The following is a 12,257-nucleotide window of genomic DNA, read 5'->3' on the forward strand; positions in this document are numbered from 1 at the left end:
TTGCCGCAGCGATCAAGTCGGCTCGGGCGACTCCGCGACGCGGATCGGCGACCGCAGGCCACTGGCACGCTGGACACGACGCGCAACCGCGGCGGCCAGCACCTCCGGCGAGCCGACGATGCGGACCCGCAGCCGGGCGCGGGTGACGGCCGTGTAGAGCAGTTCACGGGTGAGCAGTTCCGAGCCCTCCGGCGGCAGGATCACGGTCACGCCGTCGAACTGGCTGCCCTGGCTCCGGTGGATCGTCATCGCATACATCGGGACCGCGTCGGCGAGTTGGGTGGGATGGAGTTCGAAGAGGTGTTCGCCGCGCCGGAACACGACCTGTAGCCCATCTCCCTCTGGATCGACGGTGTCGGATGCCAGGCCCGTACGGACGACGACGCCGCAATCACCGTTGAACGTCCCGGTCTGCCGATCGTTTGCGGTGACGAGGAGCGGCTGACCGGCGTGACGCGATGTCGAGTCGACGGACAGATGTGGCGGATGATCCGGGAGTTCCGCCAGCCAGTCGACGACGCGACGCGACCATCCCTGGACGCCCCAGACGCCCTCCCGGTGGGCGCAGAGAACGCGGTGACCGTCGAGCGCGTCGAGCGCAGCGGCGGCACCGCCCGCCACCGCTGCCGCCCGAAGCGCGGCTCCCCAGGTCGCGACATCGGTACGCACATCGTCGAGGTCATCGGCCGCCACCAACGTCACATCGGTCACGGTCGGATCGCCGACCAGGTCGAGGACGGAATCGGCATCCCCACGGTTGATGGCCGCAGCCACCCGGGCGATGCCGCCCCCGAAGCGGTGTCCCCGGCGAAGCGTGACGACACCGCGTTCGACACGATCGCGGCCGGCGACGGTCGACATGACGTCGTCGTCGAGAAGTCCGGACGGGATCGGGGTGGGCGGCGTCGCATCCTCACCGTCGACGAGATCGGCGAGGACCGCGCCCGCCTCGACCGACGCGAGTTGATGCGGGTCACCGACCAGGATCACCCGGGCATCCGGCCGTACCGCGTCGAGAAGTTTGCTCATCGCCGTCATCGAGAGCATCGAGGTCTCGTCCACGACGACGACGTCGTGCGGGAGCTTGTTCCCCCGTCCGTATCGAGGTGCCGAGCCGGGCCGCCAACCCAGCAGCGAATGGACCGTGACCGCGCGCACCGACCGCGGTGCGGCGTCGTCAGCCGAGACCGCCGCTTGCAACTGCGCCGCCGCACGACCCGTCGGAGCGCACAGCCCGATGCGGGCGCCGCCCCCCGCGAGGCGGTCGAGGACCGCCAGGATCCGGGCCACCGTGTACGTCTTGCCCGTTCCCGGTCCGCCCGCGACGACCAATGTCCAACTGACCGCCGCCATCTGCGCGGCGATGCGCTGCAGATCCGCGTCTCCGGGTCCGGCCGGGCCGAACACGGCGTCGACTGCCGACGCGACATCGGCGACGTCCACACCAGGCCGGGACGAGCGCCGCTCACCCAACACCGAGCGGATCAGCTCTTCCTGACGAAAATACTTGCGCAGGTACAGCAACGGTCCGTCGTCGGAGGTGGCGAGAACCAGCGGCCGCAACGGTCCCGTTGCGCCGCCGCGGACCAGGACGCTGTCCGCCAGCGCCTGTTCCAGCTCGTCGGACGACGGCATCACCGCGGAGACGGCGTCGTCGTCGGCGACGAGTTCGGGGATTCGTGCGATGGCCAGGCAGGTCGAGCCCTGTCGCACTGCCCGCACGGCCAGCGCAGTCCCGATCTGCGCGGCCTCGCTCACCTGTCCCCCACTGAGATGCACGAGGCGCCGGGTCACGTGGACGTCCGCGGCGTCGAGCAGTCCCGATGTGTTCAGCAATCCCAGGGCGCCGTCGTGGGCGAGCACCGCACGCGGATCGAATTCCGTACGGGCCGGCGGCGAACCGTCCACTTCCGGTCCTCCGGTTCCGCCCTGCCGAGTCGTGGTCATGGTGTCCCCTTCCCGAGCAGATCCGAGAGCTCCTCGACCAGCCCGGCCGGGACCTGCCATTCGAAGACACCGCAGCCGGGCGGGGTATCGGGACCGACCATCCCCCGGACGAAGTGATACTGCACGGGCCCGAGATGCTCGGTGGCGTCGTACCCGGGCAGTCGCCACCGCAGATATCGATGCAGCGCAACCGAATACAGCAAGGCCTGGAGTGGATAATTGGCGCTGATCATCTCCGCGGCCATCGACGCGCGGTCGAAGTCCTCGGCGGTCAGATCCCCCGGCCGCAGTCGGTTGGTCTTGTAGTCGACCACCACGAATCGGCCGTCGGGGGTGCGCAACACCGAGTCGATGCTCCCGGTGAGGAAGCCGCGAATACGTTGAGGCGGCAGCTCACGCAGGCGCGCACCGAAGCCGATGAGCGGATCGTCGTCGGGCAGGTGACGATCCATGAGATCGGCTATCGACGCCATCGTCACCGCAGCCGGGACTGTCCCGGTCGTCGACTGCGGTCCCGTGGCGAGCGGGAACTCGAAGTCCAGCTCGGCGAGTCGGTTCCCCGGGCGCACCTGCCACAGATCACCGAACCCCAACGGGGTGGTCAGCACCCCCACCAACGCCGTCGACAGGCGGTCGGCGTCGACGTCCACCATCCGCCCTTCGATCGCGGTGGCGCAGAGCTCCCGCACGTGCGCGGTGATGTCGGCGGAATCGGTGTCCACATATTCGAGCACCTCGTGCACGAGGGTGCCGAAGGCCGCGCCGAAGGGCATGCCGTTCATCAGCGACGGCATACCGTCGATCGCCGCCGTCGAGCCGGCGTCAGCCACCTCCTCGACGGGCTCGTCGACGATCAGTCCGTCGGCAGCCTCGCTCCCCGTTGCGAGCAGCGGCCGGTTGGCATGGTGACCCGCTGCCGCGACGATCGCCGAATACGATGTGCGGCGCCAATTCTGGTCGATGACACGGTCGAATTGTGCGACGGACAATCCCGCCCGCGCACGGGCGGGTGGCCGCGGTGCGGCCGAGTCGGCGCCGTCGCGCCCGGCGACCTCCACACGGATCGGCCCGTCGGCGCTCCCGTAGCCGGTGAGCACGCGACCACACGTGTCGTCGTCGGGGACGTCGAAGCTCTCCGGTACGAGTGCCGTTCCCGGCTTCCGGCCGAACAGGAGCCGATGCAGTGCCGAGTTCTTGGTGAAGTACGCAGGTGCCCACCAGATCACCACCTGAGACTGTGCACGGGTGAGCGCAACGTACAGCAGGCGCAACTCTTCGCCTGCGGCCTCACTCTCGTGTCGCCGCCACCGCGCCTGATATCCGGGCGCCCCCTTGCCTCCCACATCGAGGATGCGGTCGCCGGAATCGTCGTGGTAGGTGAAGGTCGCGCGGTTCGAGTTGCGCGTTCCGTCCCACGCGAACGGCACGTACACGATCGGGAACTGCAATCCCTTGCTGCGGTGCACCGTCATGATCTGCACTGCCTCGGTGTCGCGGTCGAGCCGTCGGGTCTGGTCCTCGTGCCGTTGCCATCTGGTGGTGTCCGCGATCCGATCCGCGAGCCATTCGATCAGCGCGCTCAATCCGCAGTCGGTCTCCATCACCTCGGTGTTGCACAGGGAGGCCACCTGGACGAGGTCGGTCAGCGAACGTTCGCCGTCCGGGGCGGCGAGGACCCGTTCGGCAACCGCCATGCGACTCATCAGTCGTTGCGACATCGCGGCGAATCCGCCCTCGTCGAAGACCCGTCCGAAGGCGTGGAGTGTCTCGGCCAATGCGGCGGTGCCGGAACCGTCGTCGGCGGCGAGGTCGGCGGGCGCACGACCGATCAGCGGGCTCAGCGCGGCGAGGCGGACGAGGTCGGCACGGGCCGGTTGCTCGATCGCACGGATCACCGCGAGCCAGTGCCGCGCGGCCGCGGTGTGGAAGACGCTGGTACCCGACCCGATCACCGCCGCGACCCCATGGCCTTGCAGATGTCGCTGCAGGGGCTGGATCGTCTTGTTCAGGGTGACCAGCACCGCGATGTCGCCGGGTTCGACCGGGCGCACGACACCGTTGACCTCGATGGTCGTGCCCGACGCCAGCAGTCCCGCGATGTCCGCGGCGACGTCGGCGATCACCCGGTCGCGCACGGCCCCGACCGCCGCGAACCCGCTGCGACCGGTGACCGGGAATGCCTTGCGCGGAAAGGCCCGTAGACGGACCGGCGGCACTCCGTCGATCCGGCTGCCGGAGCGGTCGGCACTCACCGGGCGCACCACGATCTCGTGGTGTCCGAGTTCGGCGCCGCCGTACAGGGCGCCGAGGGCGTCGACCAGGTCGCCGTCGGAGCGGCGGTTCACGTCGAGTGCACTTAGCGTGCCGGCCGATCGGACCGCCTGCAGATAACTCAGGACCTCGGCGCCGCGGAATCCGTAGATCGACTGCTTCGGGTCGCCCACCAGCACCAACGTCCGATGACCGTGGAAGCAACGCCGGACGATCTCCCACTGTTGCGGATCCGTGTCCTGGAACTCGTCGACCAGCACGGCGTCGAAGACTGCCCTAATCCGTTCACAGGCAGCCGGTCCCACCACCGGATCCGTGACGATCCGGAACAGGATCATCTGGAGGTCGTCGTAGGTACGTAGGCGCGACAACCGCTTACGGTCTTCGATGATCTGCCGGACCCGGGCCGCGAACCGCACGCGCCGGGCCGCGATCGTCGCGTCGTCTCCGGTCATGGCATCGAGGTCGTCGGCCGTCGGGGCGAGCGCGGCCGCCGGCTGGCGAACCGCGTCCCGTGCGATCGACGTCGCATCGGCCAGCGAGATCTCCGGGCGGTCGGCCCCCGCATATCCGCGGATATAGGTGTCGAGGGCGGCCTCGTCCACGAGATCGTCCACGTCCTCGACGATCTCGTGGACGAGTTCGCGCTCGCCGAGGAAACCCAGGGCGTCGAGCATGCGGTTGCAGAAGGTGTGGGTGGTCGCGATGGTGGAGGCGTCGAAGTCCGACAGCGCCCGGACGAGACGCTCACGACGCGTCGCCACCTCGTCGTCGGTGCCGCCCCCCAGGTGGCGGACAAGTGGATCGCCATCGCTGCGGCACCGATCCGGATCGCCCAGCGCCAGTACGAGTTCGGACACTCGGTCACGCATCCGCTCACGCAGCTCCGCGGTTGCCGCCCGGCTGAAGGTGACGAGCAGCAACTTGTCGATCGGAACTCCCTCGGCGATGAATCGCGCACCGAGCCCGACGATCGCGTAGGTCTTCCCGGTCCCGGCGCTCGCTTCCAGGACCGTGGTACCGGTCGGCAACTCGCCGGTCACGTCGAATGCTGTAGGTGCGTCGGTCATGTCATCGTCTCGTGGTCCATGAGGGGCTCCCACACCAGTCGGGCGAGTCCGGCGAACACCGGGTCTCCCACGTCCCCCGGAAGCTCGAGGCCGTAGAACCGGCGATCGTCGGGGATGGCCTCGGTGGTCAGCGCGTCGAAGCCGACGGCGCCGGTGACGTCGCCTGTGTATGCCAGCCGCAGGTAGCGGTCCCGTCCGGCACCGAAGTCACCCTCGAAGGCCTTGCGGGCGGCCGGCAGTGCTCGGTCGACGCGTCCGGTGCGACGGTGATGATCGACGAAGTCCGCGGCCGGATCCAGCGGCAGCGGCAGTACGCGACGGAGTCCCGCGTCACGCAGCGCGATCAGATCGACGAGGACGGCGAGCGGATCGTCGGGGACGGCGAACAACGACCGGGCCACACCACCGGAGCGGCCGGTCCGACGTGCCACCACCACTGCCGCACGTATCGGCGAGGCAGACTCGTCGCCCTGCACCGCGGCAGCGAGGGCGAGGAGCCGCACCCAGGCGCCGAGCCGTTGCTTGGCGCGGAGTTTCGAATAGGTCGCGGTGACGGTGGTACCGGCGAAGATGTCGCCGACGGTGCCGTGCAGGCGACGACCGTCGGGCAGGGGCACCACCACGTCGGTCGTCTGCGACGGACCCGATCTCGCCGCCGACGCCGCCGCGAACACGGCTTCGACATCCGCGGAGATGACCTGCAGCTCCCGGGTCCCGAATGCGAACGGCGGCAGCGTACCTCGCCGCAGCTCCGCGGCCTGGCATCGGGCGAGATCGCTCCCGGCGAGCATCCGGGACAGGAACCGGTCGCCGATCCCCCATCGGTCCAGCGCCCCGAGCTCGACGTCGAGCTGGTCGGCGTGCGGACGTTCCTCGTCGGGAACACGCGCGCCGAGCCGTTGGCGGACGAAGCCTTCGATCGGATTGGTCAGGAAGGACACCAATGCGTCGAGGGCAACGTCCTCGGGCTCCTCCGGCGGCACACCGACCTCCGAGATCAGCTGGGCGCTCACCGGCTCCGCGCCCAGCGCACGCGCACCGCCGAGGAGCGCCCGGTCGTAGGAGAACGGCCCCTCCACACCCGCGATCGCACCCGGCACGAAATTACGTTCGTCGAATCCGTGCAGCGTGTGCAGGCGGGTGCAGGCGGGTCGTTGTCCGTCTACGGTTGCGGTGAGTGCACGGACCGCGTCGATGAGCTCGCTGACCACGATGGCCGGCGGAACACGTTGTCCGGAAACGGGATCCGCACCGGTGTAGAAGAGCAGCAGGTTCTCTTGCGCAGCACAGATGGCATCCAGGAACAGCTGGCGGTCTTCGTCGCGCGGATTCCGCTCGCCCACCAGGGGCGACCGGCCCAGGATGTCGTCGCCGTCGGTGCGTCGGGTCCGCGGGAATGCATCGGCATCGACACCGAGCAGCACGATCACCCGGTGCGGGACCGACCGCATCGGCACCATCGAGCAGACGGTGAGCTCCCCGGTACGGAAATTGGTGCGCGTCGGCGTGGCGGCCACCAGACCGGACATCAGATCGCGGACGTCACCGAGGCGCAGCGGCGTCGTTGTCGGCTCGAGATCGTCGCGCGGGTCGTCGAAGGCTGCCGTGATCGATCGGATCGCCTGTGCACGTTGCCATTCCTCGTCGAATGCGGTCGCGACGAGGGTGTCGGCGATGCCGATCAGGATCTCGGTCCACCGCTCCGGATGGTGGGTGCCGGTCAGATCGCCCAGGGTCGTCGACAGGCGGGTGATGAACTCCGCGAACCGTCCGGAGAGATCGATCTCGGTGCTCTCCACCCCGGCGAGCGGTAAGGCGGTGTCGAGCCACTCGCCGTCGGCCTCCTCGGCGACCGCACCGAGGAGGATGCGGTCCAGCCCGGCCTCGAAGGTCCCCTGGCCGAAGCCCGACAGACCGAATCGCGACCGCTGGGTGTCGTCGATCGCCCAGCGGACATTGCTGCCGACGAGCCACTCCCGGATGATCTCGAGATCGTCGTCGGAGAGCGCGAACCGCTGCCGAACAGGTGGCCGGCCGAGCAGATCCAGCACGGCGCCCGCCGAGACGCGCCCGGCTGCGAGCTCGACCACCGCCGCCACCACGTCGAGGACAGGATTCGTGTGCCGCAGGCCGCGGTCGGCGAGCCGCACCCGCAGCTCGAAGGCGGGGTGTCCCAGACCCGGCTGGCCGAAGGCACCGCGGATGAGCGGCGCGAAGCCGTCCACGTCCGGGCACATGATCAGTACGTCGCGGGGCTGCAGCGTGGGATCGTCGGCGAACAGGTGGAGCAACCGGTCCCGCATGACCTCGACCTGGCGCTCCGGTCCGTGGCAGGAATGGATCTCGACCGAGCTGTCGGTGGGCGCGATCGCGCGGTCGAGACGATCGTCGCGGATACCGGCCTGGAGTGCCGTCAGGACGGTGTCCGCCCCGACGGCATTGACCGGCGGATGGTGCACGATACGATCGGCCACCGGGGCCACGCGGCGCTGTAACTCCTGGATGTCCCGCGACAGGCTGGCGAGCAATGGGTGCGCAAGGACGGGCGGCCGATGATCGGCACGCCGAAGTCCCGTCGAGGGCGTGGCCACGCCCTCGACCGCCGACCACAGCGCAGGGCCGGGGTGCGGCACGAACAGATGGACGTCGCGATGGACGCCGAGAGCTCCGAGCACTTGCAGGAGAGATTCGGTCACCCGCGTCGGTCCGAACACCGATACCCGTTCCGGGAGATCGGTCGCGTCCGCGCGCTCACGCAACACCGCACAGACCTCGGCCAGCGACTCCGACGGATGGGCCTCGCCGACTTCTGCCCGCACCGCACGCCAGAAATCGGGCTGCCAGGCGAGGTCCGCCGGTATCTCCGCTCCCACGCCGTCGGTGTCGTCGCCCGCGGCCCAGGCGCCCAGCATCGCCGGACGCTGCCGCCCGTAGGCGTCGAACAGCTGGGCGATCTGCCGGGCCGTCGCGAATCGTCGTCCGCGACGATGATCGTCGGCCTCGGCGCGGCCGTCGGCGCCGACATGCCGCGCGAGCACCGCGAGACGCGGATCGTCGATCATCTCGTCGAGCACCCGCAGGACCGGCCAGGTCAGGGCTGCCGGACGCCACCGTTCACCGGCGGTCGACCGCCCTCGCCTGCGATTCCTCGCGTGCGCCGTACCGACCGTCGCCAGCGCGTCGCCGACGGCCCGGTCGGTCAACATCGCCGGTGACGAGAAATCGATGTTGGCCGCCACACCGTCGCTGCCGGTTTCCGAGGTCCCCAGTCGCGTGGCGAGGTGCTGCTGCAGCCACCGTTCCACGCCCTGCGCGGGTACCGACACGATCTCGGCGGCCATCGGATCCGTCAGCGGAGTACGCAACAGATCGGCGAGCGCGTCGGCGAGTGCGTCGGTACGTTCGGCGCGGTGCAGGTGGAACATCGGGTCGCCCTCCAGCCTCCGGACGGGTCTCGGTCAGGAGCGGACGGGCAGCCCGGCTCCGACGACGAGCTGCGATTCGAGGATCGACCGCACCGCGTCGGGGACCGGGGTGGGCCGCCCGGTCGCGGGGTCGACCGACACCATCGTGGTCTCCGCGACAGCGCAGGTGGTCCCGGCCGGATCGACCAGAGTGAGTGACAGCGTGAACGACGTCGTCCCGATGCGGCTCACACACGACCGGACGGTCACCGGGTCGAGTGAGTATTCGAGCACCGCGGTGAACACGATGTCCTGTCGTGCGACCAGTACCGAGAAGTCCTTCGGCCGCTCCGGCAGCCAGGTCGCGAACGACCGCACCCGGCTCTCCTCGAAGATCCGGGCGAACTGCACATTGTTGATGTGGTTGTTGATGTCCATGTCGCCGAAGCGCAGCTGGATGGGTACTTCGAGGTATTCGTCGGCCACGATCGCAAACCCTAACGGGTGCCCCCGACGATGTGCCCGACGGACAGAGATTCCGCGGCGCGAACACACCCGTCCTCTGCGCCCATCGCGACGCGGCGGGACCGTACACTCACCGTGGGCAACGCAGGCAAGGGGGAGATCGTGATCCTGGAGACCGTTCGGCTACGGCTACGTCCGGTCGCGATGCACGATGTCGATGCGCTGGTCGAGCTGGACAGCGACCCGGCGGTGATGCGCTTCGTCAGCGGAGGTATGCCCACCCCGCGTGAGGTGATCGAGGACTGGGTCCTGCCCCGCGCCCAGGCCGAGCACCGCGCCCACCGAACCGGGATCTGGACCGCGGTCGACCGGACATCGTCGGCCTTTCAGGGCTGGTTCGCGCTCCGCACGCCACGCCACAGCAACCGATCCGAGGTCGAACTGAGCTACCGCCTGCGTCGCGACTCCTGGGGGCGAGGGCTGGCGACCGAGGCAGCACACGCACTGGTGACGATGTCGTTCCAGGAGATCGCCGCCGAACGGGTCTTCGCGAGCACGATGGCGATGAACACCGCGTCGCGGCGCGTCATGGAGAAGGTCGGCATGCGACTCTCCGCCATCCGGATGTCCGAGGACGGGGTGCTGTTCCCGACGAGTGGCGGCGAGGTCGAGTACGAACTCCTGCGCAGTCACTGGGAAACATTGACGATGCGCTGGTCAGAGCCCACCCACCGCTCGTGGTCGCCGACGGTGCCCGCGGGGTGGACGCACCGCCACGACGGGGTCCCCGACCTCACGGCCTGACGACGTCGCCCCGCCGCGACGCGCCCCGGGGTCCTCGTCGCGACCGGACTCCGAAGATTGACTACCGTTGTAGGTGCGCGGCAGCAGCCGACCTCCCAGCGACAGGAGATGTTCTCTGATGAGCAGCCCCACTCCGACCTCGGCGCGACCCCATGTGGTCATCGTCGGCTCCGGCTTCGGCGGACTCTTCGCGGCCCAACGTCTGGCGAAGTCCGATGTCGACGTCACCCTGATCGCCCGGACCACCCATCACCTGTTCCAGCCGATGCTCTACCAGGTGGCGACCGGGATCGTGTCAGAGGGCGAGATCGCCCCGGCGACACGTGTGATCCTGCGTAAGCAGAAGAACAGCAAGGTGTTGCTCGGCGATGTCTTCGACATCAACCTCGAGGCGAAGACGGTGACCTCCCGGCTGCTGGAGCGGATCACGGTGACCCCGTTCGACAGCATCATCATCGCGGCAGGCGCCGACCAGTCGTACTTCGGCAACGATCATTTCGCCGAGTACGCGCCGGGTATGAAGACGATCGATCACGCGCTCGAGTTGCGCGGCCGCATCCTGGGCGCATTCGAGCAGGCCGAGCTGTCCGACGATCCCGAAGAGCGGGCCCGCCTGCTCACCTTCGTCGTCGTCGGTGCAGGCCCTACCGGTGTGGAACTGGCCGGTCAGATCTCCGAGATGAGTGACAAGACCCTGAAGGGCACCTTCCGCAACATCGATCCCACCGAGGCACGCGTGATCCTGCTCGACGCGGCGCCTGCCGTGCTACCGCCGTTCGGCGAGAAGCTCGGCAAGAAGGCGGCCCGTCGGCTGGAAGGGATGGGCGTCGAGATCCAGCTCAACGCGATGGTCGTCGACGTCGACTACGACGGTCTGGTCGTCAAGGACAAGGACGGCACCACGCGCCGGATCGAATCCCAGTGCAAGGTGTGGTCGGCCGGGGTGCAGGCGAGTCCGCTCGGCAAGCAGCTCGCCGAGCAGTCCGGGGTCGAACTCGACCGCGCGGGCCGGGTGAAGGTGCTGTCGGACCTCTCCATCCCCGGATTTCCGTACGTGTTCGTGGTCGGCGACATGATGGCCGTCGACGGCGTACCCGGCGTCGCACAGGGCGCCATCCAGGGCGGACGATACGCGGCCGACGCCATCACGGCGGGCCTGCGTGGACAGACCCAGGAACAACGCAAACCGTTCAGCTATTACGACAAAGGCTCGATGGCAACAGTGTCCCGCTTCAGCGCGGTCATGCAGGTGCCGATCCCGGGTACCAAGAAGATGTTCGAGACCGAGGGCTATTTCGCCTGGCTCGGCTGGCTCGCACTGCACCTCGTCTACCTGGTGGGCTTCCGCAACCGGCTCAACACCCTCATCAACTGGTTCTTCGCATTCAGCACGCGGGGTCGGGCGCAGCTCGCGGTGACCGAACAACAGGTCTATGCGCGTACCGCGCTCGGCGCGTTGTCCGAGCTGGAGAAGAAGTCGATACCCGAGGTCGAAGCCGAGTCCGCGGATGTCGCCGCGGCCAAGGACAGCGGATCCCCCACCGATCCCAAGGCCGAGGCCAGCTGACCACGGCGCTCCGATGGGCTGCTCAGAGGGCCATCGGAGCGAGGTCGAGGTCGTCGCACAAGGTCCGCGCCCGGGTCGTGGTCGGTGCCAGCGCGGTGGTGAGTGTCGCACCGTTCACGCCTGGCGGTCGCGCAAGTTCGAGCCGCGCCGCATAGGCATCCGACGACACCTCGGACGGGCGCGTATCCGGGTAGCGGACGACGCTGCTCGCGGCTCGATGACCGGTGCCGCCGAGCGACAGCCGATGTCGCAGGACCGGCCCGCCCCCGATGTCCACACGCAGCGATCCCTCCCAGCGCGCCCGGACGACGTGCTCGGGCAGCTCGGCGAGACGGCCGAGTTGTGCGTGCTCGGCGATGATCACGGTGGCGGCCGGCTGCGCGACGACACGGGTCGTCGTGCGGTGATGTGCGCCGCCTGCGACGACGATCGGTTCCGGATCGAGGTGCAGGCGGCCCCCGTCGGCGACCTCGATGGTCCATTCCGAACTCGAATCGACACGGTCGGCCGACGGCAGCGCGATGGTCGCCGCGACCGTTCGCAGGTGCAATACGGCACCGGCCTCGACGCTCACGCGGACCGCGATCGTGTCCCCACCGAGAGGCGTGGCCGCGGTGCTGATGAGGTGCGCCGACTCGGGTCCGGTCCGACGCAGCGCCAGACCACCGCTCGCCGCCACCCGGGGTGAGCGACCGCGTCGGGCCACGATCTCGATCTCGGTGTGCACCC

The 12,257-nt window shown here is 69.1% G+C and carries 7 protein-coding genes; 2 read left to right on the forward strand and 5 right to left on the reverse strand.

The genetic code is table 11. From position 1 onward, the window contains the following. Positions 1 to 12 precede the first annotated feature (12 nt). The 4 genes from recD to OVA31_RS24320 are packed head-to-tail and all read right to left on the reverse strand — an operon-like array spanning position 13 to position 9,178. Positions 13 to 1,947, reverse strand: a complete 1,935-nt coding sequence (gene recD, locus OVA31_RS24305; RefSeq protein ID WP_267629069.1) for an exodeoxyribonuclease V subunit alpha — start codon at positions 1,945 to 1,947, stop codon at positions 13 to 15. Then, positions 1,944 to 5,288, reverse strand: coding sequence for a UvrD-helicase domain-containing protein (locus OVA31_RS24310; RefSeq protein ID WP_267629070.1), 3,345 nt, complete (start codon positions 5,286 to 5,288; stop codon positions 1,944 to 1,946). The genes recD and OVA31_RS24310 overlap by 4 nt, the downstream gene beginning before the upstream one ends. Then, a complete protein-coding gene (gene recC / locus OVA31_RS24315; protein WP_267629071.1) occupies positions 5,285 to 8,713 on the reverse strand; it encodes an exodeoxyribonuclease V subunit gamma in 3,429 nt (1,142 codons plus the stop codon). Before recC ends, OVA31_RS24310 begins: the two co-directional genes overlap by 4 nt. A gap of 33 nt (positions 8,714 to 8,746) precedes the next feature. Then, positions 8,747 to 9,178 carry an acyl-CoA thioesterase gene (locus OVA31_RS24320; RefSeq protein WP_267629072.1) on the reverse strand — a complete coding sequence of 144 codons (432 nt, stop codon included), beginning with the start codon at positions 9,176 to 9,178 and terminating at the stop codon, positions 8,747 to 8,749. A 141-nt stretch (positions 9,179 to 9,319) separates the two neighbouring features. Here OVA31_RS24320 and OVA31_RS24325 point away from each other — a divergent pair, with 141 nt between their 5' ends. Then, complete coding sequence (locus tag OVA31_RS24325) at positions 9,320 to 9,961, forward strand: GNAT family N-acetyltransferase (protein ID WP_267631701.1); 642 nt, start codon at positions 9,320 to 9,322, stop codon at positions 9,959 to 9,961. Positions 9,962 to 10,079: 118 nt separating this feature from the next. Continuing rightward, positions 10,080 to 11,528, forward strand: coding sequence for an NAD(P)/FAD-dependent oxidoreductase (locus tag OVA31_RS24330; protein WP_267629073.1), 1,449 nt, complete (start codon positions 10,080 to 10,082; stop codon positions 11,526 to 11,528). Between the two features lie 22 nt (positions 11,529 to 11,550). Here OVA31_RS24330 and OVA31_RS24335 read toward each other — a convergent pair whose 3' ends face one another. After that, a complete protein-coding gene (locus tag OVA31_RS24335; protein ID WP_267629074.1) occupies positions 11,551 to 12,255 on the reverse strand; it encodes an urease accessory protein UreD in 705 nt (234 codons plus the stop codon). Positions 12,256 to 12,257 lie beyond the last annotated feature (2 nt).

Source organism: Gordonia sp. SL306 (assembly GCF_026625785.1).
Taxonomy (GTDB): domain Bacteria; phylum Actinomycetota; class Actinomycetes; order Mycobacteriales; family Mycobacteriaceae; genus Gordonia.